The sequence below is a fragment of the Microvirga yunnanensis genome (genome assembly GCF_025460875.1).
Map to the genome: position 1 here is coordinate 25,976 of NZ_JAMXFI010000017.1, position 22,450 is coordinate 48,425.

A 22,450-nucleotide genomic window follows, 5' to 3' on the forward strand; every position below is an offset into this window, starting at 1 on the left:
CGGCGTTATCACCGTATATGCTGTCTTACGAGTACGCACCAAAGCGGTGGCGATGTAGCATGCGCTTATTACGCGGATCAGGACTGGGCACAGCGGATATGAGCGATCTGGTATAGGGCTCGTCCGGGTCCGTGCAAATCTTCTCCGCATCACCGGTTTCCACGATGCGGCCCCTGTGCATCACGGCTACCCTGTCGCAGAAATAGCGCACCACCGAGATGTCATGGGAGATGAAAATGAAGGAGAGGCCCAACCGTTTCTGAAGATCAAGCATGAGGTCTAGGATCTGGGATCGGATCGAGACGTCCAATGCGGAGGTTGCCTCGTCGGCGATGATGATGCGAGGATTAAGGGCGAGCGCCCTGGCGATTCCGAGACGCTGCCGCTGCCCACCTGAGAAGGCATGGGGATAACGGTCCATCATTGCCGGATCGAGGCCGACAAGGCGCATGAGCTCCGCAACCCGGTCCTCGCGCTCCCTCCCCTGCCCTCGGTGGTTGATGTAGAGCGGATCTCCCACAATCTGCTTAACGGTCATACGCGGATTAAGTGAGGCAAACGGATCCTGAAAGATGAGCCGCACTTCCCGGTGAAAGCGACGAAGGTCCGACTTGGTCAACGTGGCCACGTCAACCCTTTCCCCATTTTCAGGGCGATAGAGCACCTTGCCTGCCGTCGGTTCGATGATCCTCAGGATCAAGCGTCCAACCGTCGTCTTGCCCGACCCGCTCTCGCCGACGATCCCGAGATTTTCACCGGGGTACAAGTCCAAATCCACGCCATCGACTGCCTTGAAGCCTTCCGACGCGCTTAGGCCAAAGAAGCCTTTCACGTCACCGTAGCGCTTGGTCAGCCCCCGAACGGAAAGGATAGGCTCCGCAGTCATGACCTCAGATTGTTTCGTGGCAAGCCGACGCTCGGATTTATGTTCAAGCTTCAGCGTCGCGTTCAAGAGCTGGCGGGTATAGGGATGCTTTGGATCGTAGAAAATCTGATCGACGGTGCCGGATTCCACGATTTCACCGCGCCTCATGACGGCTACTTCGTCGGCCACCTCAGCGACTATGCCCATGTCATGCGTGATCAGCAGCATGGCCATGCCGCGCCCGATCTGCAGCCGCTTGATGAGGTCCAGTATTTCCGCCTGCGTCGTAACGTCGAGTGCGGTCGTCGGCTCGTCTGCGATCAGTATGTCCGGATTGCAAGCAAGTGCCATGGCGATACAGACACGCTGGCGCATGCCGCCGGAAAACTCGAAGGAGAAGCGGTTGGCCATAGCCTCCGGATTGGCAATTTCGACTTGGCGAAGGAGCTCGATGGTGCGGGCACGCGCCGCCTCCTTGTCGAGCCCCAGGTGAAGCTCAATCACCTCATCGATCTGGTCACCAATGCTATGAAAGGGTGAAAGCGCACTCATCGGCTCCTGGAAGACGAGTCCCAATCTTGCCCCTCGCAGCCGCCGCACCTCCCTGCCCTTGGGGTCAAGGGCAGTGATATCGATCTCCTTGCCGTCGATGCTGAGGATCGTTCGGCCCTTGGTGATCCGTCCGGCCGGGTCGACGATCTGCATGAGCGAACGCGCTGTCACCGACTTGCCTGAGCCGCTTTCCCCTACAAGACACAGAGTCTTGCCTCGCGTCATCCGGAAGCTGACGTTCTTGACAGCGTGAACGACAGACCGCCCGTTGTCGAAGTCAAGCGACAGGTTGTTGACGGTTAGGACGATATCGGAGCTGTCGGCGGTGGGTTGCATCGAGAACTCCTATTCCGAATACGGATCAGCCGCGTCGCGCAGGCCGTCACCCAGAAAATTAAGGGCAAGGACGGTCACTATCACCGCGATGCCAGGTAGCAGCAGCCACGGAGCGGTCCCTACCGAGCGGATGTTCTGAGCCTCTTGGAGGAGCACGCCCCAGCTCACCACTGGCGGGCGCAAGCCTATGCCGAGGAAGCTCAGCGCAGTTTCGCTGAGCACCATCACCGGGATCGCGAGCGTTACGGATGCGATGATGTGGCTGGCAAAACTAGGCGCCATGTGGCGCAGTATGATTCCGAGTTCGCTTGCCCCATCAAGCCGTGCGGCAACAACGAAATCTTCGTTCTTGATCGACATGAAGCGGCCTCGGATGACGCGCGCCAGCCCGGTCCAGCCGACGAGGGACAGAATGATGGTAATCATAAAATAGACCTGGACGGGGGAAAGCGACGGGGGAATCGCTGCCGCAAGTCCCATCCAGAGGGGAATAGTCGGGATCGCGAGCAGAAATTCGATGATGCGCTGGATGATATTATCGACTTGCCCGCCGTAATAGCCTGACAGGCCACCGAGGAGAATGCCAAAGAACAGGCTCAGACAAACGCCCAGGAGTCCGATCGTCATCGATATCCGCGTACCGTGAATGACACGGCTCAACATGTCACGCCCGAGTCTATCCGCACCCCAGAGATACATCGGCTGGCGAGGATCGAGCGGGCCGATCAGATGAATGTCGGATGGGATCAGGCCCCAAAGCTGGTAAGGCGCGCTCCTGACAAACAGGCCGACCGGGATCTTCTGTTGAGGGTCGATGACGAATTCACGTGCAAAACTCTGCTTGTTCACAGCTACCTTGTAGCCGTTTACGTGGAGGTTGAACCCCGTCTCATCCCAAAAATGAAGCTGTTGCGGCGGTGCGTACGTGTAGCGTGCTGTATAAGCACCTGGACTTTGCGGCGCGAGAAACTCGGCAAAGGCGGCGACGAAATACACGAGAAGCACGACGAACCCGCCTGCGACGGCCAACTTGTGGCGCTTGAACTTCCACCACGCGAGCCGCCATTGACCAGCGCGCTGATACTGCGTGATACCAACATCCGCTACCTCCGGAACGCCGGTATCCGGTTTCGTCGGGGTACTGAGCGTGAGATCGTTGTCTTGTAGGCTCATGGAGTGGGCCTCACCGATAGCGGATACGCGGATCGAGCCACGCAAGCAAAAGGTCAGAGATGAGGGTCCCGACGACAGTCAGGACCGATAACATCAGGATCATTGCGCCGGCCAGATAGACATCCTGCCCAATAAGCGCGCGCAGGAGCAACGGGCCTGTTGTCGGTAGATTGAGAACGATCGCAGTGACCGTCGCGCCAGATACCAGTTCCGGCAGGGTCCATCCGATGGTTGATACGAAGGGGTTGAGCGCCGCGCGCACAGGATATTTCAGGATGAGACGCCACTCGGAGAGTCCCTTTGCCCTGGCCGTCACGACGAATGGCTTAAAGAGTTCATCGAGCAGATTGGCGCGCATGATGCGGACGAGGGAGGCGATGTGCGAAGTGGCCAGCACGAAAACAGGGATGACCAGGTGCTGGGCAAAATCGGCCGTCTTCGCCCAGTCCCAGGGCGCATCGACGTATTGAGGTGAGAACAGCCCATCCACGCTGATGCCCCAGAATTTGAGCGCCAGATACATGAGAATGAGGGCGAGGAGAAAGTTCGGCACCGCCAAGCCTATGAAGGCAAAGAATGTCGCGGCGTAATCGCCGATCGAATACTTGCGCACGGCTGAGTAGATGCCGACAGGCAGCGCTATGAGCCATGTAAAGATAAGAGCGGTGAATGACAGTACGAATGTGAGACCCAGACGATTCCAGAGCAAATCTGAAACCGGAGCGTCCCAGTCGAACGAGCGGCCAAAGTCGCCGTAAAGGATGATCTTTTTAATCCAGATCCAGTACTGCACCCAGATCGGCTGATCAAGGCCGTAGGCAGCACGCAGTTGAGCGAGGGTCGCCGGATCGATGGTGTCTCCTTGTTGCGACATTTGAGCGGCAAGAGAGGTGACGAAGTCGCCAGGCGGCAGCTGGATGAGAAGAAAGGATACGACAGAGATCGCGAACAGCGTCGGGATCATGTAGAGGATGCGCTTGAGAACATAGGCGAGCATGTTCGCGGCCTCCTTCGTTATTCAAGCGGACGGAGGGAGGCCGTGGAGTCCTTGGTCCACAGGTCTTCCTCTGTAATGCGGTTTAGCATCGGCCGACCTGCTCTATAGCGGCGAAGATTTTCAGTGATTACGTCGAGGGACCGATCGACTTTGTCGGGCACCGCCGGGGTGAAGTGTGGCGTGATGAGCAGATTGGGTGTGTCCCAGATTGGGTCGTCGGGAGCGGGAGGTTCGGGATCGGTGACGTCGAGGCCTGCGCCAGCAAGCCGCCCTTCCTTCAAGGCGGCAATCAAGGCCGCTTGATCAATGACGCCGCCGCGCGAGAGATTGACAATGATGGCACTCTTCTTCATGCGCTCGATCGCGCGCTCGTCGATCAGGTGATACGTGGCGTCTGAAAGGTTCAACACCAGCGCCACGATATCGGCTTCCTCCAAGATCGGATCAATCGTCTCGCCCTTATCGGAGGAGTACATTCGGTCAATGCCGGGAGGACAGGGTAGATCGCGGCGACGGTAGCCGAGCACCCTCATGTTGAAGGCCTTGGCTCGCGTGGCGAGTTCCCTGCCGGTATGTCCCATGCCCAGGATTCCCATCGTGCGACCATAAAGAGCACGTAAATCGCTCATTTCTGGCGTGCGGCGCCACTCATGCCGCTTCTGGGCCTCTAAGAATTCAGGGAAGCGGGAGCAGAGCACCAAGCTGAACATGAGTACATGCTCGGCGAGGGCAGGACCGGAGCGGCCCGCAGACCCTGTCACGATCAAGCCGCGCTCGAAGACCTCCGGCCGAGCCGATTTCGTGAGTCCGGCATGGTCACAATGGATCCATCTCAGCTTCGGTGCATTGAGATGACGTTCGTCGAGGTCTCCTGCGAGAATAGCTATCTCGGCCTCGCCCAACGCTGCCTCCACGGCCACCGGATCTTTGGATGAAACTGCAATCAGCCGATCAGGCTCGATGGCTGCCACAAGCCGGTCCCAGTGCCCTCCCTTGAACGGCACTTCGGCATCGACCATTACTACGCGCTGGACCATTATACCCCCATTCCTGCCTGCAGTTGGTGATGGTCGGCGGCGCAGCCGCCGACCGCATGAGCCGCCCGTCATGAATGAAACGGTTGGGCAGACACACTACTTCGCCATGAAATACTGTTCGGGATTAGATGGGCCAGGCGTGGGATAGATCCACGATGCAGGCATGGACGCCGGCACGTTGAGGAAGTTCTTCTTCTTCACGCCATATCCGCTAGCCGGCCATGCAACGCCCATAGTCCAGAACTCCTCAGCGGCGATGTCGAGGATTTCCCTCATGATCTCGATCTGCTTCGTGGGATCGGGCGAAGCTTGAAGCTCACCGTAGAGTTTCATCTGCTCGCGCGCCGGGGGTGGCGGCTCCTCAGGTTTTACCTGCGAGGTCGCCGGGTTGACACCCAGGTAATAGGCCGTCCACGCCGGTGCCCAGTAGTAGCTATCGTTATTGGCAGGGAACCACCAGCGTGGGTCGAGCACGACCTCCGCACCATCGCCTCCGCCCCGCTCCCAGGCTACGCCCTCTAATTCGCCGGCATCCTGCCGGGTCTGGATCAACGTGCGATCGAGCGGCGTCGGAACCATGTTGATTCCGACCTTGGCCCATTGTGCGGCAATCAGCTCCAGTGCGTCGCCGAAAACAGGCACAGCGGCGCTGTAAGCAAAGTTCAGAACGAAGGGGCTTCCGTCCGGTTTCAGGCGTATTCCATTCCCGCTCTTGCGGGGTAGAACCTTGTCCAGATATTCGTTTGCCTTCGAGACGTCGTACTCAGTGTATTGCTTTGCCAACCGCTCGTTGTAGTAAACCGAACCGGATAGCGGTGATGTCTGAGCAACCTCGCCTTGTCCAAGCCAGACAGTATCCAGCACCTCCTGCCGATCCATCGCGTACGAGAGCCCTATGCGGAAATCCTTGCTTTGGAAGAGCGCGCGGGTCTTGGGATCCTTGTGGTTAAGATTGAGCATCATAACCATGTAATTCGGACTGACAGGCGTCTCCTCGAAGAACTCGTAGCCTCCCGCCTTTTGCCCTTCGAAAAGCACAGGCTTATTCGCCGTGGTCGCCAAGTTGCGGTCTTGGAAATCAATTTCGCCGGCAAGTGTCTTCGTGACCAACACCTGCGGATCAGAGAGCACATCGAAATGGCGGAAGTCGATGTAAGGAAGTTGATTTCCCGCGGTGTCCACCTTCCAGTAATAGGGATTGCGCTCGGCAAACGCCCTCGTTGCCGTGCCCGAGCCATACCCTTGCGTGAAAATCCAGGGATTGAGGGTTGGAACCTCGGTGTTAGCCCAGAAATTCGACTTGTTGACCATCAGCCCTATCCAGTCCGTTTGGCCTGCGGCTTTGATGTCAGCATCGATATTCGGGTTGTATTTGGGGTGAAATTTTTTCAGGTAATGCTTAGGGTAACGCACCGTCGCGTTGTCGAGTGGGCGCGCGGTGGCGAGGTACTGCAGAAACAGGCCCTTCGGATTCTTGAAGGCGAATTTGAAAGTCGTCGCATCAACCATCTCAAATGCGACTGGCGTGCCATCCGAGTTGATGAACGGTTCCTGGGGCGACGGCGTGAACTGCTTGTTGAGGAATAAGTCCTCGTACCAGAACTTGATGTCCTCGGCGGTAAAAGGAGCGCCGTCGGACCACTTCATTCCGTTCCTGAGCTTGAACGTGAACTCCCGGGCGTCTGGGCTAACATTCACAGTCTCGGCAATGTTGGGCACGACCTGTTTCCAGTCTGGCGACCAGCGCATGAGGTTCTCGTAGGAGAGAGTGCGCAGGATCCAACCGTCATCGGATCCGCCCACCATGGCGGAACGCCACGTGCCGCCATAAACCCCGACCCGATCCACGGGCGAGACGACGAGCGGATTCTGTGGAATCCGCGCCGTCAACTGTGGCAACTGTCCAGCCGCCGCTTTCGAGGCCAACATCGGTGCCTCGCCTGCTCTGACCTGCGCCGCTGATATGGAAGCGGTCAACGCGGCAAAAAGTGTCGCCGCAATCATGGTCTCATTTCGAATGGCCATTGATGTCCTCCCTTTATCAAGACCGATGGCTTTCGGTCGCGCCACCTGGCCAGATCGCTGTGAACTATTCAGAACGCCAGTCCTTCGCCTCCCCGTAAGCCGGCCCTCACCTGCCAGCATTCATTCTAACAACCTCAAAGAGTTCGATCGGGGGAAGATCGATGACCAAGTCGCCGTTCGATTCCCGGGCCGCTGCTGTCTCACCAGATACCAGCAACTCCGGGTTTCGGGTCATACCCGCTCCCCTCAGCCGAAGCCGCCCACCCTTGATCGCCAGATGTGGGCCGAATGACTTCCGTCGCGCGCCCGATTGGTTGACGAGGTGGACGACGAATCCCTTTTCGTCCCGACCGAGGAATAGCTCAACCTGTTCTGGCAGTTCGGCGAAGACTTTCTGGCCAGTGAGCGGTTTGATCGCCTCAAGGAAATGGTCCCGAACTTGTGTGGTGCCGAATTCGCGGTAGGTCCGACCGATTGTCCAGGGGAACTGGACGATCGTGCCCTTGCTCACATGCTTGACGAAAGCGGGGTCGTCGCTGGCCGTATGACCGTAGCACTTCTCGGGCGGCCCGAAGGGAGCCTGGGGCAGGAGTTTGCCGATCTTCTCCACGCCTGGCTTCCAGACGAAGCGAGCATAGCTGCCATAGGTCGGGATGACAGACGGCACGTAGCGATAGGCACCGATCTCCGGCTGCTCGCTGTCGGTGACATAGGTCGACCAGAGCTCATCGCCCGATTTCGGCGCGCCAACTCGCATCAGGGCTGGGCTGCTGGCGAGTTCGATCCCGCCGCTCTCGGTTACACCGCTACTGCCCGTCAGCACAACATTGCCGCCCCTGCTGATGAAATCGTCGAGTGCTTCAGCGGCCGGCCGCTCGAGCGGGCCGAGATCGGGTAAGACGATGAGCGAGTAGCGTTCGAGAGCTCCCTCCTCGGCCATCTTGCCGATGAATTCTGCGGCGATGACGTCGAAGGGAAAATGCTTCTCCTGCAGCGCCTTATAGAGACCGCGGAACTCCTCGACCGATTCCGTATAGCCGGGGCTCGCACTCCGCAATCGATCCGGCCGCACCAGCGCGATGCTGGAGGCTGGCTTTAGCTGGGCGTAGAGGTCACGGTGCTTACGGTGGAACTTCGTGATTGAGCTTGAATAAGCGAGATTGGCGTATGGAATGCGGCCGGGCGTACCCATGATGTAGGTCGAGGGATTGCCGCCGCGTGCGATCGCCTGCAGCAGGTATTGCGCGAAATGCTCTGGCTGCTCACCCGCCATGCGATAAGGCATGTCGACGAAAGATACAGAGTTAACCATCAGTGCGATCTCGGGCATAGCCGTTACATGAGCGCTCACCCATTCTGCTGTGTTGTGATGCCAAAGCTCCCGGCCGAAGGCGTTGTTGGCCTCGTGGTAAACGATCGGTGCGCCGCGACCAAGCACGAGGCCAGCATCCGGACGCCGCATGGAGATGTGATTGGCGATTTTCGATGTGAGTGTCTTGATCACTTGGCTCGAAAACTGCAGCCACTCCGGATAGGTCGCTGATTGAGGGCCCTCCGGCAGCTTCTTCCCCCCGCTGAAGGCATCGAAGCCTTCCTGGCATTTCTTGCAATGGCAGACGCCGTGATAAACGCGGCTATAGTCGCGTTCAGAGAATCCGAACCAGTTGAAGAAGAAGCCATCGACGGGATAGCGGTCGATCACCTCATCGAGGATATCAAGCGAGCGGTACTGATAATAGTCGGCTGAGGGGCAGGTGCTGAAAAGCGTGTTGTAGACCTGCGGCGCTCCGGTCGGGGACACGAACAGCCATTCGGGATGCTCTTGCGCAATACGGGTGGAAACCTTCGAGAAATCCTGCCGCGAGAGAACCCTGATGCCGCGGCGGTGTGCGGCCGCCACAGCGTCGCCGATCAAGTCTCCTGATGGCCGGTTAGCGAGTAACGGATTGCGCGTCTGGAACGACAAGTCCGTTGGATAGAAGGACACGATCCCGCCTGTGTTGATGAGCCAGGTGTCGGCACCGTAGCCCTCGATGAAGTCGAGGGTCTTCTCGACGTCCATCACCGCATCGATTTCCTGCAGGTTGGTCTGGAACACCGAGAACGGTTGGCTCCACCAGCCTCCAGCGCGATCTCCGGCGGCTTCGACGGTGGGGGTAGCTTCGATATCGAGGGGCATCGAGGGACTTTCTCCGTTAGGGATTTTAGCTCCGGCAGGCGGGCCTCAGGCCCGTCTCAGTAGTGCGTTGCCTTGATTGATGAACGCTTGGGCAGCGTCCTTGACTGAGGACTTGCTGAATCCGACGTCCTCGTTGACCCGGCGCATCAGGTCTTCCATTGCGCGTCCGGCAACTTGCGGCGGCGGGGCAGGCTCCGCCTTCGCAAGGGCGGCCTGGCTGTATTTGAGGACGCGCTGATCGACCGGCGCGAGGTCCGTAAGCTCAAGCACGGCTTGGAGCGCTGGCTTTGAAGCCGGCGGCCCGCTGATGAGGCCAAGGATCTTCGCAGATTCCGGATCGCTCACAAACCAATCGATGACCTTGACCGCCGCTTCCTGATTCCGGCTCTTCGAGTAGAGGCAGAGCGAACTTGTGGGCTGAGGGAAGTAGCCCGGGCTGCCGCCGGGAGCCGCCGAGGGCGGGGTCGTGATCGAGAGCGTGTCCTTGGTGAGTGCCTGATAGCCGCCAGAGAGATCCTGCGATGCGATTGAAGCAAAAACTGCCTTGCCCTTGACGAGTGGGCTGTTCGGCCACTCGGTACCGGTGAACTGAGCCTGAAGATCGGCGGGCACCGCACCTCCGCTTTTTCTCATCTTGTCCCAGTAATCGAGCCATGCAGCTACTTCGTCGGCCGTGACCGACAGCTTCCGGTTGCTGTAAAGCGACCGGCCTTGACTGATGAGATACATTTGGAAGGCGTCGAGCCTCGCGGCACCGTCATGGCTGCCATAAAGGTTGGGGTCGGCGCGATGGATGTCAGCGCAGAACTTCGCGAACTCGTCATAGTTCCATGCTGCGGGCAGCTCGCCCATTCCGATCCGCTCGAGAGCGGACTGGTTGTAGGCGAGCCCCTGTATGCTGACCGCGATCGGCACACCGTAGATCTTGTCATCAATCCTGCCGAGATCGAGCACGGTCTTGTCGAAGAGATCTGCGCGGAAGAGAGCCGGAATAAACTTGTCGAGTGGAGTGAGCGCGCCACGGGACGCATATTGCGGCAGGTCCTCGGAGCCGAGCGTGATGACGTCGGGTGCATTGCCGCCTGCGATCATGGCTGCAATCTTATCAGGCCACGAGGCGCTCGGTATGCCCTCAAAGGTGACTGGGATATTCGGATGACGCTCGTTGAACCGGGCGATCGACTTACCGCGGATTTCAAGCTTCTGCGCATTACCAAAGATTCCAAAGCGCACCGGACCGGTCTGCGCCCGGGATGGCGAGCTGCCGAAGGCGGCGAGCCCACCGAGCGCCGCGCTGCCGAGCAGAAGTGTCCGCCGGCTCATTTGGGTGTTGGACGTAGTCATCGCGTTATTCTTCCTCCGTTTCGGGCGTTAAGCCCTGGTTCGCTTCGATAGGCCGCTAGGGGCGAAGACTAACGGCTCATCCCTTGAGGCCCGACGTGCTGATCCCTTCCACAAGCCGCCGCTGGAAGATGAGAAAGACGATGAAGGTTGGCACAAGGCTGACAACCGACATTGCAAGGAGCTGCGCATAGGCTCCTCCCGATGTGTCGACGAGGCTGCGCAGCGCGACTGGAACCGTGAGCGAGCCCGGCGAAGTCAGGTAGATTAGTTGGGAGAAGAAGTCATTATAGGTCCAGATGAACGTAAAGATGATCGTGGTGATGATCGCCGGCCGCATCAGCGGAAAGATAATGTGCCGGTAGATCGCGAAGGTGCTACAGCCGTCGATCGTCGCGGCTTCGTCCATTTCGCGCGGGATGGTACGGATGAACTGGATCATGAGAAAAATGAAGAAGGCATCAGTCGCCAGGAACTTCGGGACAATCAGCGGCAGATAGGTGTTCACCCAGTCGAGGCGGACGTAAAGCACATACTGCGGGATAAGGAGGGCATGCGAGGGCAGCATCAGCGTCAGCAGCATGATGGTGAAGAGCGCGCCCTTAAACGGGAACCTCAGCCGCGCGAAGGCGAAGGCAGTCAGCGAGCAGGCGAGCACATTGCCAGTTACTGCGCCGAGGCAGATGACGAAGGAATTGATAAAATAGCGCGTAAAGCTCGGATTGGTGGACGTCCAGCCCTGGACATAGTTGTCGAGGCTGAAATGAGTCGGCAGAGCCGCCGAGTTCGAGAAGATTTCCTCATCGGACTTGAATGAGCTCAATACCATCCAGACGAGCGGGTAGGCCATGATGATGGTGCCGATAACGAGCACTGCATAGGCCGCCCATCCTGCGCGCGCCCGTTGATTCTGTCCGATCACGTCGTTTGATTTGGGGGTCAATTCGAGCGCCGCCATTGTCATTCGTCCGCGTAGAAGACCCAGTGGCGCGAAATGGCGAAGTTGAGTGCGGTGATACAGGCGATCACGATGAGAAGAATCCAGGCCATAGCCGAGGCATAACCCATGTGGAAGTTCTTGAATCCTTCTTGGTACAAGTAAAGCGTATAGAATAGCGTGGAGTCCGCCGGTCCACCTGTGCCCCCGCTGACTATATAAGCGGAGGTAAAGGCTTGGAAGGAATTGATGATTCCCAGCACAAGATTGAAGAAGATCACCGGCGTTATCATCGGGAGGGTGACATGCCGGAACTGCTTCCAGCGGTTGGCGCCGTCGATTTCCGCGGCATCGTAAAGTTCCTGCGGGACTTGCTTCAGCCCGGCGAGAAAGATGATCATGGCAGAGCCGAACTGCCAAATATGGAGCAGGATTAGCGTGTAAAGTGCGTATTGCGGCGTCGAGATCCAGTTTGGCGCATCAATCCCGAAGAGGCCCATGAATTGATTTATCACGCCGGCATCGCCGAACAGCTGGCGCCACATCACGGCCACTGCGACGCTGCTGCCAAGTAGGGATGGCAAATAATAAATCCCGCGAAAAAAACCGAGCCCTCGAACCTTCTGATTGAGGAGCATCGCAATCAGAAGCGCGAAAATGAGCTGCAGCGGGACGCCGAGAAAGACATAAAGAAGTGTTACGATGAACGCCCCGAGATAACGCGGGTCATAAGTGAAGAGGTCGGTGTAGTTGGCGAGTCCGATCCATGTAGGGCTACCGAGCAGATCGAAGTCGGTGAAGGACAGATAGAGCGAGGCTGAGAGCGGACCCGCTGTGAGGATAAAGAGACCGGCGAACCAAGGAAGCAGGAAGAGGTAGGCCTCATATTGCTGCCGCGCCACACCGATGCGCCTTTGCGGCTTCGATAGACTCCCGGCGAACCATGAGCTACCCCTCGCTGCGGTTTGATCAAGAGTCATGCGATCTCCCCGAGAGCGCTCATTGTCGCGAAGCAGACTTACCGTGCGAACGATCGCGAGGGCTGTCGCATCCCAGGTCAGATACTGCCTTCACCGCGGGAGGAGGGGCCGACCAGCTGCATAAGCCGAGCGTTGCCGGTGGGCGCATCGTTCTCCTCCCTCAGGCGCGGGTCGCTTTGATGCCCAAAGCTTGTTCCTGAGGGCGTGCGGCCGTCGTGTAGGTGATTTCTAAAACACTACAACGGACATTAACGAGCTGACAAGCAGGAAAATAGATATTGTGGATTATATGAATTAATCTATGTGTTATACGATTTCCTACTGAGGTGCTAGCGCTGGGCGCGGTCGCGCTGCATGTGTCCGAGGAATACCGCCAGGGAATTTGCTATATGCCGCTCGATTACGGCTGCGGCGGCGTCCGGATCCCCACGTCGCACGGCCTCGACCAGTTCCCAGTGCTCCGTGTTAGAACGCCGCATGCTGGCGAGCGTCAGGGGATTGCGACGCGAGAGCGCCCGGATCCAGGCGCTGTGCCGTTTCATCGTCTTCACTGCCTCAACATTGTGGTGGTGCTCGATGATGAAGTCGTGGAAGGCGACATTGGCACGGTGGAAGGCAGGATAGTCGGCCGCTTCGACAGCGGCTTGGCAGTCCTGCTGGAGCGCTTCGAGAGCCGTGATATCCTCGACACGAGCGAATTCAGCGAAGCCGCGCACGAGATAGGGCTCGATCAGTCCTCGAAGGGCAAAGATATTGCGGACGAAATCCTCGTTGATGATGCGGACTCGCGCGCCCCGATTGGGGCTGATGATGATCAGACCTTCGCCCTCAAGGCCCTGCAGCGCCTCGCGTGCGGGATTGGTGCTTGTCGCGTAGCGGGCTGCGATATCGCTCACCTTGAGGCGCGAGCCGGCCGGGATGCGGCCTTCAAGGATATCCTCGCGAAGGAGGTGCTGCAGCCGTCCGTAGTCGGGCTCACGTCTCGGCGGCTTCGGCGTGGCGGGCGTACCCTTGGGGGGGCGACCTCGGCGACGCGGCACACGGGCAATCGCCTCAGCTGTTAGGGTGTTCGGATCAATTTCGTCCAATGCGTGCTCTCAAAATCTGGGATAATCCATTCTTAATATGTAACGCCTCTGCGACCTGTATGCCACCGCCCTGGAAACTAAAATATATCTGATTATACATAAACTCAATTAAATTAATTGCGAAAGAGGAGCCATACCGTGGAGCTCACATGGAGAGCAGTTGGTTAACAGAGAGAAGAATAAGGCATGGATGGGATCTCCAACTGATGATGTGCATCTAAGTCGGAGCTCGGTGCATGATTTGGCCCGAGGGCATTGGCAACTTAACTGAGTAAGGGCCGTTTTCTGGCGTTTTCAGCGGCTCCTAGGCGGATCTAAGCTATTAAAATGCGTGGCCCGTCCCGGACCTAAACACCAGCAAGGGCAGGTAAAGGTTTAAGTTGACGGTGCCATCGCGGCCCTGCCAAGAGCGTGGGCGCCGTAATGGACGCTAGCACAAGATTCGTTCGTGACTGAGCGCTAGGATAGAACGGATCGACAACTGGTGGAGCGAGTCTTGGGATATAAACCTATACGTTAGGCAACCTTACCTTGACCTGCACTGGATAAAGCGTTGTCACCTCTCCCCCAATCCGGCCCGCAAAACCCTCCAACCAGAATCACTCGCTTGGAAGGATCTTCCGGTCATCGGCATCCTTCCGGTCGACACGTCCACGATGCTGTACGGCTCCTCAGACGCCCGAACCGAGGGGTATTAGATCGTCAGCTTGCTCGTCACACCTACGTGGGAGGGCATATTGCTGTGCAGACCAAATGGCTCATTCGCTGAGGCAGACTGAGCAGCGTTTACCTTTCGTCATCAAACACCATCCTGCTTCCCGGGAGCGTGTCACCGGGAGCGTGTTGGAGGTACCCGTCAAAGTGAGGGAGGATTATGCAAGAGGTCCTGCGGTGTAGCGGACCGGCGATACTACGTCTGGCGTGATCCAGCCTGTTGGGCGCTCGATCATGCGATGGACGCGCGGCGGTTCGGGCCCTTGGTGCAAACTTCGGAGTCTTTCAATGATCGCGGCGTCCGCATGTGTCGGGCGCTGGTTATGCCGGACGTATTCCAGCCACGTGAGGGTATGGTAGCGCTCCACCCATAGCTCGGGGTTTTCAAGGTCGCGCAGCAGGGTCCAGTGGCGGGCACCGTCGCGGCGCCTCACTCGTCTGCGCTGGGCCATCACCTCCAAGAAGGCAATAACATCAGGCTCGCGTATGATGTACTCAATCGTCACCACAATCGGGCCACTGCGCGGACGGATGTCAAGCGCAACCTTGGGTTCCTTCCAGCGGCTGAGCGGGTCGAGATTGAGCGATTTCAACTCTGGCAAGGCATAACGCCACCCGAACGCTGCGCCAGCGACGAGAACGAGGCCAGCCATCAACAAAGCCTCAGTGACGCCATAGCGCTCGGCGAGGTTCCCCCAGATCCAGCTGCCGCAGGCCATGCCGCCGAAGGTGGCCATCTGATAAAGCGCAAGGGCCCGGCCAACGACCCAGCGAGGTGCGGAGAGTTGAACGGTCACGTTGAAGCTCGACAGAGCAATCACCCAACTCGCGCCTCCGACGACCATAGCCACCATGGTGAGGATGGCGGACGAGCTCAGGCCCGCGCCAGTCACACAGATGGCAAAGCCAATGAAGCCGAGGCGGACTATGGCCTCGAGCGACAGAGCTTGCCGTAGACGTGCGACTACCAAGGCACCACAGACAGCGCCTGCGCCAAAGGCACCCAGCAGAAGTCCGAAGGTCAGAGGTCCCCCATGCACCAAGTCGCGCGCCACGAGCGGCATCAGGGCCTGAACGGCGATCGCAGCCAGCCCGAACATGGCCCCGCGGACGAGGACGAGGCTGATATTCGGCGACATGGCTACATAGCGGAGGCCAGCCGCCATGGCGGTTCCCAAAGATTCCGGCGGCAGGATCCTGGGAGGTGTCTCGGGGCGCCAGCGGGCCAGCACCACGATAAGCCCGACATAGCTTACCGCATTAGCCGCGAAAGCCCCGAAGGCCCCGGCTGTGGCCACAATGGCGCCGCCGATCGCGGGTCCGACACTTCGGGCGATGTTATACCCCATGCTGTTGAGGGCGATGGCACTGGGAAGATCAGAGCGTGGCACCATCTCGCCGACCAGGGATTGCCAAGCAGGGCCATTGAAGGCGGTGCCACAGCCGACTAGAAAGGTGAACAGAAGCAGGAGCCAAGGCGTCACGAGGCCGAAATAGGTGACAAGGGTGAGACCGAGCGAGACGGCTAGCAGGAACACCTGAGCCGTGAGCATGAGCCTCCGCCGGTCGAAGTTGTCGGCGATAGCTCCGGCCGCTAGGGAGAAGAGCATAATCGGAAGGGTTGTCGACGCCTGCACCAGCGCTATCATATCCGCCGATGCTCCAAGCGAGGTCATCAGCCAAGCGGCGCCGACCGACTCAATCAAACTGCCAAAGTTTGATGCAAGGCTGGCCACCCAAACAGCCCGAAAGATTGGGTGTCGAAAGGGCGAGAGCGCGGATGGCTGGTGTTTCAATGGATTGTTCCTTCCCCTATCCTACGGTTTGACACGCCTAGGAAGTGCGGTGTCAACGCGGATTTGCCACTTTTGACTCGGATGGTGATCCTGGACGGGCGAACAGAGCTTTGAGCACTGCCCACAGGTAGTAGAAGTCCGATACAGGCGTAGGCGATTGAACCTTGAACGTTAGTGAGCCACTTCGGCAGCAACCAGGGCGATGTTGGACCACCAGGTGCCGGAGTTTGAATTTGGATGCCCAAGGTCCGACAGCATCGCTTAAGCAATGGCAAGGCGTGGACTCTGCGCACTCGTCAGCTGATCCACCCAATATGGTCCAGCGATGGCGTCAACATCGCATAGGATCCGCCTCATAGTATTCTGCCCAGCTCACATGCACGACTTCGAGGCGATCAATGCGCGGCACATCAACAATGAGCCGGTCATCCGCTAAGCGGGTTGTGGCCTCGCTACCAGCAATCAGCATCTGAGCGTTGCTGAACCGTTTACCTCGCGGTTTTGCAATAGATACTTCTTGGCGTTGAATGAGAAAGACCTCCCGCGCCGGCCTTTCATCATCATCGGATTGCTGAGATTCAGGAGAACCACCGCGGTTGCGTCATCTCCTTGCCTAACCCTGACATCTAGCACTCCATAGCCTCTGACCTCAACATCAGGCCGCATCAACCCTGAAGATTTCTCTTGCGTCACCAGGGGGCGTCTACACAGGTTGATAATGCCGGCGTGTTCTTGGGAGCAGATCTTATGCTGACCCCTGTGAGTTCTTGTTCCCATCCCAGCCGGGCGTTCTCCTCGACCACCTACTCGAGCTCCCGTACCTGGTCAGACTCGAAGCCCGCGTACTGCTCCTTCCAGCGATAAAACGTCTGCTTCGAGATCCCAACGTCTTGGATGAGGTCCGCCACAAGCAGGTCCAGTCCCGCCTGCTTCAGCACCGCCACGATCCGCTCAACCGATAACCGCTTCTTCCGCATGACAAATCTGCCTGAGCCCTCAAGGAAATTTGCCGACCAGACTAACAGAAGGGCTGGACCACTTCGCCCGTGTCACCTCATTACCCAGCAAGACCTCTCTGGACTCTTTTACGGACGGAACTGATCCGGATGCGCACCGACGCGTCCCTCGGGGCTGTCGATCTCTCCAATCCGAGTGAGATCTTCGGGCGAGAGCTTGAAGTCGAAGACGTCGATGTTCGCTCGGATCCGCTCTGGTGTCACGGATTTCGGGATCACTGCCAAACCGCTGTCGAGATGCCAACGGATCACGATCTGTGCCCAGCTCTTGCCGTACTTCGCCGCAAGCTCGGTGATCGTCTTGTTCTCATTGAGATGACCGCGACCCAGCGGGCTCCAGGACTGCGTGACGATTCCGTATTTCTGGTGAAACTCCCTCATATCGCGCTGCTGGAAGCGCGGGTGCAGCTCGACCTGGTTCAACACCGGAACGACGCCAGTTTCATCGATGAGCCGCTGGAGATGCGGGACCGTGAAGTTCGAGACGCCGATCGATCGAGCGCGTCCATCCTCCTTGAGCCGCTGAAGAGCACGCCACGTCTCGACGTAGCGACCCTCCCAGGGACGAGGCCAGTGGATGAGGTAGAGATCCACATGCTCAAAGCCGAGCTTAGTCAGGCTCTCGTCAAAGGCCCGCAGGGCCTCGTCGTAGCCGTGGTTCGGGTTCGCAAGTTTCGTGGTCACGAACAGTTCATTGCGAGGCAGTCCACTCGCCTTGAAGGCTGCTCCGACACCCTCCTCGTTGCCGTAAGCAGCGGCCGAGTCGATCATCCGGTATCCGGCGTGAATCGCCTGAGTCACGACATCGGCGGCCTGGGCGTTCGGCACCTGCCACAGCCCGAAACCGAGTTGAGGCATCGTATGACCGTCGTTGAACTTGAGCTCATATTGATCTGGCATTGGGTGCATCCCTGTTCCGGGTTTATGTCATGAACGGAGCGCTGTGCCACAGCGGCGGCACAGCATCGGCTGACATGGAAGCCTTTGTCTGTTCCGGCACGCTTTCTTCAGGCGGAGGCCCGAAGCGGTGTGCCGGCATAAGCGGCTTCGAGAATCGCAAGATAGTCACCGACGGTCGCCGGACGCGGATTGGTCGCCGATGAATGATCCTTGGTCGCGCTTTCTGCAATGCCTGCCAGCGTATCGCGAGGAACGCCCATTTCAGCGAGGGTCGATGGCATTCCGAGCCGCGTATTGAGACCGCGGAAGAAGTCGGCGAGGTTTTCCCCTCGCCCAATTCCGACTCTCTGCCGAAGGGTATCGTACTTCACGCCCGAATGCTCCTGATTGAATTCGAGCACGTAGGGAAGCAGCACTGCGTTCAGGGTTCCGTGGTGCAGAGAGACCTGCTTCAGACCACCCAGCGGGTGCGAGAGGGCGTGCACGGCACCGAGGCCCTTCTGGAAGGTCAGGCCGCCTTCCAGCGCCGCCATCATCATCTCGTGACGAGCTTCCGGATTGCTGCCCTGCGTGACCGCCCGCTCGATGTTCTTGATGGCGCGCTCCAGACCATCGAGGGCGATTGCCTCTGCCGGAGGATTGAAACGAGGGCTCAGGAAGGTTTCGACGCAGTGGGTGATGGCATCCATGCCCGTCGCAGCGGTCAGCGACGGGGGAAGGCCGAGGGTCAGCTCGGGATCGCAAACGGCCCGCCGGGGAATAAGATAGGGAGAGATGAACCCGAGCTTGCGGCCATCGTCCAACGTGATCAAGGCGGCGCGTCCCACCTCGCTGCCAGTGCCCGCCGTAGTCGGAATCGCGATCAGGGGTGCAACAGCCGAGGTAATCTTCGGGATTCCGCCCAGGATCGCAGCGTAGTTCTCCAAGGGACCTTCATGGGTGGCGAGAAGCGCCACACCTTTTGCCAGATCGATCGGTGACCCGCCGCCAATGGCGATCAGGCCGTCACATCCTCTTGAACGGTAGAGCTCGAGTGCTGCAAGCACGGCGCTTTCAGTCGGGTTCGTCGGTGTCCCGGTGAAGACGGCCACTTCAGATCCGTTCGGGAGCACGGTCTTGAGGCGCTCGATCAGTCCCGCCCGCTCAAGTCCCACATCGGCAACGACCAGTGGGTTCTTGATTCCGAGTTCCGGCAGATCATCGGCCAAACCGGCGATCGCGCCGAACTCGAAGCGGATGGTCGTCAAATAAGTGATCAGTGACATCTCTCGTCTCCTGGCTTGGCGGGATAAAGCACGGCCAAGCCCCCGCAGTTATCGTCTTCAGGCCGGCAGGGCCCGCAATATGTTCAGGGCTTGTCGCAACGGGCCATTCCAATACCGGGATTATTCGGCGCTTACACGACAGCTGTGCGGTCAATGGTCAGGGTTGCTCAATCCGCGCGACCGAAGCCATCAATGATGTTCCCTCGCAGGAAGTCCATATCCATCTCGATGCCGAGACCCGGATCGCCCGACAGCTTCAGGCTGCCGCCCGAATTATCTAGAGGAACCTGGATAAACTTGTTGTAGCAGCTCAGATCGTGAAGAGACGTTTCGAGGCGGTAGAAGTTCGGCACGGTAATCATCACATGCGATCCCGCCACCACATTGATGGGTCCGCTCGCATCGTGAGGCGAGACAGGAATATAATAAGCTTCCGCCATGGTCGAGATCTTCTTGAGCTCGCTGATGCCGCCCGTCCAGGTCACATCGGGCATGATGTAATCGGCTAGCTCGTTCTCCAGAATCGGAACGAACTCCCACCGGGTATGCTGGCGCTCACCGATGGATATGGGGACATTGATCTTCTCGCGAACTTGTCGGAGCGCATGGTAGCTCTCGGGCGGAACCGGTTCCTCGAACCAGTCGATGTCGCCGGCATCCTCGAGAGTGTTGCACAAGCGGATGGCTGTCGGAACATTGAAGCGGCCATGCGCGTCGATGAGCAGCTCGATATCTGGCCCGGTCGTCTCGCGGATCAGGGCCGTCAGCTCCGCGCCGATCCGCTCGGCCTGCCTGCTCAACTCACCGTCCAGATATCCGTTCCTGCGGACCGCCGGACCTTTGAGGTGCGGGAACGGGTCAAACTTGAGCGCCGTATGGCCCGATTCCACAATCCCGCGGATTTCTTCGACCACGGCTTCCTTGCTCGTGAACTTGGTCTGATCGGGATGGGTGTAGAGAAGCACATCGTCCCTGACGCATCCACCCAAGAGCTCGTAGATGGGGAGGCTCAGCGCCTTTCCCTTGATGTCCCAGAGCGCGATATCGATACCGCTGATTGCAAGCGTTGCCGCTCCCCGGCTTCCCATATAGGTGAAGTTCCGGAACATGCGATTCCAGAGGCTCTCGATCCGCAGTGGGTCCTCGCCGACAAGGAGTTCGTTCAAATGAATCAGCGTCGAAGCTACAGCGCGGTTCGACGCGCGCGTGCTTGTGGTCACTTCACCCCAGCCGGTTATACCTTCGTCCGTCTGTACCTCGACGAAGAGAAACTCGCCGAAAAAGGTTCCTTCGGCTTTGACGATCCAGGGTGTGATGGATGAAATCTTCACTGTCTACCTCCGAGACAAAGGCCGACGATGCCATCGGCCTTTGTAGAAAACGTGTGTTCCGGAGCATGGAGCCGGCGTAGCAACGCCACTCCCCCACGCTATCCCTTCATTGCGCTGGACATCATGCCTCCGACGAAGACCCGCTGCAGCCCGAGGAAGATGGCGGCAATCGGAAGGCTCATGATCACTGACGCGGCCATGATCGCACCCCAGTCCGTATCGTATTCGGTTGAGAACTCGGCCAGCCCGATGGGCAGCGTCTTCACCGTATCGTCATTCGCGAAGGTCAGTGCGAAGATGAACTCGTTCCAGGTAGCGACGAAGGAATATAGGAAGATCACGACGATACCCGGAAGGGACAGGGGCAGCATGATCCGAAGAAGGATGCCCCAGCGGGATGCCCCGTCGATGAGCGCGGCTTCTTCGACTTCGAACGGGATGCTTTTGAAGTACCCCGTCAACATCCAGATGCTCAGCGGGAGGGTGAGAACGAGATAGACCAGGATCAATCCCAAGATCGAGTTCAGCAGATTCAGATATCCCAGGAAGATGTAGAGCGGGACGATCAAAGCGGCAGAAGGAAGCAGGTGGGACATGAGGATGGCGATCTGCCAGGCCGAGCGCCCCCGAAACTCGAAGCGGGAAAACGCGTAAGCCGCAGGCGTTGCGAAGACCAGCCCCAGGATCGTGGACCCGAGCGATACGATCGTGCTGTTCACGAAGTAGCGCGGCACGTTCGAGTCAAAGAGAACCTTTTCGTAATTGGCGATTGTAATCGCCTTCGGAAGCCACGTGATCGGGATGTGGTAGAGTTCAGCAAGGCTCTTGAAGGATGAAACGATCATCCACAGGAAGGGGAGGAATGCGATCGAGAGGAGGATCGCGACGGGAAGGTAGACCCATCCGGTTCTGACGCCGAGCTTCATATTAACCCTCCCTGGCCCGGCGGCGATCGACCCAGATGTGCGTCGCGATGAACACAGTGGATACCGCGAAGAACATGATGGACAGCGCGCTCGCCTGGTTGAAGTTGAAGTACTGGAATGCTTCGACGAAGATCTGGATCGACGTGATCAGGGATCTGTCGGCGGGGCCGCCCTTCGTCATGGCATAGATGATCGTGATGGAATTGACGCCGGCGATGAGCAGCAGAAGCGAGATCGACATGAGGATCGTGCGCAGTTGGGGCAAGGTGATGTACCTGACCTCCTCCCAGAACGTAGCGCCGTCGACACGAGCCGCTTCATAGAGAGACGGCGAGATCGCTTGCAGCCCGGCGAGAACCATGATGGCAACGAAAGGAAACATCTTCCAGACGTTGACGACCGTTAGTGCCGGAAGAACGACATTCGGATTGGTGAGCCACCGCACCGGCTCCTCAACAATCCCCGCCGACAGGAGAATTGAATTAATGACGCCGTAATCGGTGTGGAACATCCAGGCCCAGGTCATGGCTCCCACGATTCCTGGGATGATCCATGGAACGAGAGTCAGCGCGCGAACGATCGCTTGTCCCTTGAACCGCTCATTCAGCAAAATTCCAGCCGCCGTGCCCAAGATCAACTGAAGGATGACGGAGGCGACGACGAAATAGATCGTGTTGAGCGTCGCGCGCGCCGTACGCTCCGATTCGATGATCTGGATGTAGTTTTCAGCGCCGACCCAAGCCCCGCTGCTGTCGGTGAAGCTCAGCTGGATTGTGGAGATGAGAGGGTACACGATAAAGGTTGCCAGGAGCGCAACCGCCGGCAGAATAAAAAAGAGCGGCTTGTCGAGCTGCAGTGAAATCCGCTGCTTAGCGCGAGCATACGCACCTGGCGCCACACTCTGCCTTCCCAAATGGATCGGGACCTGAGTGAGTTGTCGGCTCTGTTCTTGGGCGTTGACGGGCATGACTGTTCTTTCAACGTATGATCGC

General features: G+C 58.5%; 16 protein-coding genes and 1 pseudogene. All 17 read right to left on the bottom strand.

Annotation, left to right across the window (positions count from 1 at the left end):
- Window positions 1-25: 25 nt before the first annotated feature.
- On the bottom strand, window positions 26-1,753 hold the full coding sequence (locus tag NF876_RS11010; RefSeq protein ID WP_262268844.1) for an ABC transporter ATP-binding protein: 1,728 nt from the start codon (window positions 1,751-1,753) through the stop codon (window positions 26-28).
- A 9-nt stretch (window positions 1,754-1,762) separates the two neighbouring features.
- A complete protein-coding gene (locus NF876_RS11015) occupies window positions 1,763-2,926 on the bottom strand; it encodes an ABC transporter permease (protein WP_262268845.1) in 1,164 nt (387 codons plus the stop codon).
- Between the two features lie 10 nt (window positions 2,927-2,936).
- Entirely contained in the window at window positions 2,937-3,923 is a 987-nt protein-coding gene (locus NF876_RS11020; RefSeq protein WP_262268846.1) for an ABC transporter permease, read from the bottom strand.
- Window positions 3,924-3,940: 17 nt separating this feature from the next.
- On the bottom strand, window positions 3,941-4,960 hold the full coding sequence (locus tag NF876_RS11025; protein ID WP_262268847.1) for a D-2-hydroxyacid dehydrogenase: 1,020 nt from the start codon (window positions 4,958-4,960) through the stop codon (window positions 3,941-3,943).
- A gap of 96 nt (window positions 4,961-5,056) precedes the next feature.
- Complete coding sequence (locus NF876_RS11030; protein ID WP_262268848.1) at window positions 5,057-6,985, bottom strand: ABC transporter substrate-binding protein; 1,929 nt, start codon at window positions 6,983-6,985, stop codon at window positions 5,057-5,059.
- Between the two features lie 106 nt (window positions 6,986-7,091).
- Window positions 7,092-9,164, bottom strand: a complete 2,073-nt coding sequence (locus tag NF876_RS11035) for an alpha-amylase family protein (protein ID WP_262268849.1) — start codon at window positions 9,162-9,164, stop codon at window positions 7,092-7,094.
- A gap of 45 nt (window positions 9,165-9,209) precedes the next feature.
- Window positions 9,210-10,508, bottom strand: a complete 1,299-nt coding sequence (locus NF876_RS11040) for an ABC transporter substrate-binding protein (protein ID WP_262268850.1) — start codon at window positions 10,506-10,508, stop codon at window positions 9,210-9,212.
- Between the two features lie 76 nt (window positions 10,509-10,584).
- On the bottom strand, window positions 10,585-11,463 hold the full coding sequence (locus NF876_RS11045; protein ID WP_262268851.1) for a carbohydrate ABC transporter permease: 879 nt from the start codon (window positions 11,461-11,463) through the stop codon (window positions 10,585-10,587).
- Window positions 11,464-11,465: 2 nt separating this feature from the next.
- Window positions 11,466-12,422: a carbohydrate ABC transporter permease gene (locus tag NF876_RS11050; protein WP_262268852.1), complete on the bottom strand. Its 957-nt coding sequence runs from the start codon at window positions 12,420-12,422 to the stop codon at window positions 11,466-11,468.
- A 329-nt stretch (window positions 12,423-12,751) separates the two neighbouring features.
- A complete protein-coding gene (locus tag NF876_RS11055; protein ID WP_262268853.1) occupies window positions 12,752-13,510 on the bottom strand; it encodes a GntR family transcriptional regulator in 759 nt (252 codons plus the stop codon).
- An 872-nt stretch (window positions 13,511-14,382) separates the two neighbouring features.
- On the bottom strand, window positions 14,383-16,020 hold the full coding sequence (locus NF876_RS11060) for an MFS transporter (RefSeq protein WP_262268854.1): 1,638 nt from the start codon (window positions 16,018-16,020) through the stop codon (window positions 14,383-14,385).
- Window positions 16,021-16,826: 806 nt separating this feature from the next.
- Window positions 16,827-16,997, bottom strand: a pseudogene (locus NF876_RS11065) (transposase); the annotation flags it as partial.
- A 108-nt stretch (window positions 16,998-17,105) separates the two neighbouring features.
- Entirely contained in the window at window positions 17,106-17,936 is an 831-nt protein-coding gene (locus tag NF876_RS11070; protein WP_262268855.1) for an aldo/keto reductase, read from the bottom strand.
- Between the two features lie 107 nt (window positions 17,937-18,043).
- The gene (gbd, locus tag NF876_RS11075) at window positions 18,044-19,201 is read right to left on the bottom strand and encodes a 4-hydroxybutyrate dehydrogenase (RefSeq protein ID WP_262268856.1); all 1,158 of its coding nucleotides are present in this window, start codon (window positions 19,199-19,201) and stop codon (window positions 18,044-18,046) included.
- Between the two features lie 167 nt (window positions 19,202-19,368).
- Window positions 19,369-20,532: a mandelate racemase/muconate lactonizing enzyme family protein gene (locus tag NF876_RS11080; RefSeq protein ID WP_262268857.1), complete on the bottom strand. Its 1,164-nt coding sequence runs from the start codon at window positions 20,530-20,532 to the stop codon at window positions 19,369-19,371.
- A 98-nt stretch (window positions 20,533-20,630) separates the two neighbouring features.
- On the bottom strand, window positions 20,631-21,458 hold the full coding sequence (locus tag NF876_RS11085; protein WP_262268858.1) for a carbohydrate ABC transporter permease: 828 nt from the start codon (window positions 21,456-21,458) through the stop codon (window positions 20,631-20,633).
- A gap of 1 nt (window position 21,459) precedes the next feature.
- On the bottom strand, window positions 21,460-22,425 hold the full coding sequence (locus tag NF876_RS11090; RefSeq protein WP_262268859.1) for a carbohydrate ABC transporter permease: 966 nt from the start codon (window positions 22,423-22,425) through the stop codon (window positions 21,460-21,462).
- Between the last annotated feature and the right edge of the window lie 25 nt (window positions 22,426-22,450).

Bases quoted from the DNA above. Each gene is read 5' to 3' on its own strand.
- NF876_RS11010 (WP_262268844.1), bottom strand. From the start codon at position 1,753: ATGCAACCCACCGCCGACAGCTCCGATATCGTCCTAACCGTCAACAAC.
- NF876_RS11050 (WP_262268852.1), bottom strand. From the start codon at position 12,422: ATGACTCTTGATCAAACCGCAGCGAGGGGTAGCTCATGGTTCGCCGGG.
- NF876_RS11025 (WP_262268847.1), bottom strand. From the start codon at position 4,960: ATGGTCCAGCGCGTAGTAATGGTCGATGCCGAAGTGCCGTTCAAGGGA.
- NF876_RS11090 (WP_262268859.1), bottom strand. From the start codon at position 22,425: ATGCCCGTCAACGCCCAAGAACAGAGCCGACAACTCACTCAGGTCCCG.
- NF876_RS11085 (WP_262268858.1), bottom strand. From the start codon at position 21,458: ATGAAGCTCGGCGTCAGAACCGGATGGGTCTACCTTCCCGTCGCGATC.
- gbd (WP_262268856.1), bottom strand. From the start codon at position 19,201: ATGTCACTGATCACTTATTTGACGACCATCCGCTTCGAGTTCGGCGCG.
- NF876_RS11035 (WP_262268849.1), bottom strand. From the start codon at position 9,164: ATGCCCCTCGATATCGAAGCTACCCCCACCGTCGAAGCCGCCGGAGAT.
- NF876_RS11040 (WP_262268850.1), bottom strand. From the start codon at position 10,508: ATGACTACGTCCAACACCCAAATGAGCCGGCGGACACTTCTGCTCGGC.
- NF876_RS11045 (WP_262268851.1), bottom strand. From the start codon at position 11,463: ATGGCGGCGCTCGAATTGACCCCCAAATCAAACGACGTGATCGGACAG.
- NF876_RS11020 (WP_262268846.1), bottom strand. From the start codon at position 3,923: ATGCTCGCCTATGTTCTCAAGCGCATCCTCTACATGATCCCGACGCTG.
- NF876_RS11030 (WP_262268848.1), bottom strand. From the start codon at position 6,985: ATGGCCATTCGAAATGAGACCATGATTGCGGCGACACTTTTTGCCGCG.
- NF876_RS11070 (WP_262268855.1), bottom strand. From the start codon at position 17,936: ATGCCAGATCAATATGAGCTCAAGTTCAACGACGGTCATACGATGCCT.
- NF876_RS11015 (WP_262268845.1), bottom strand. From the start codon at position 2,926: ATGAGCCTACAAGACAACGATCTCACGCTCAGTACCCCGACGAAACCG.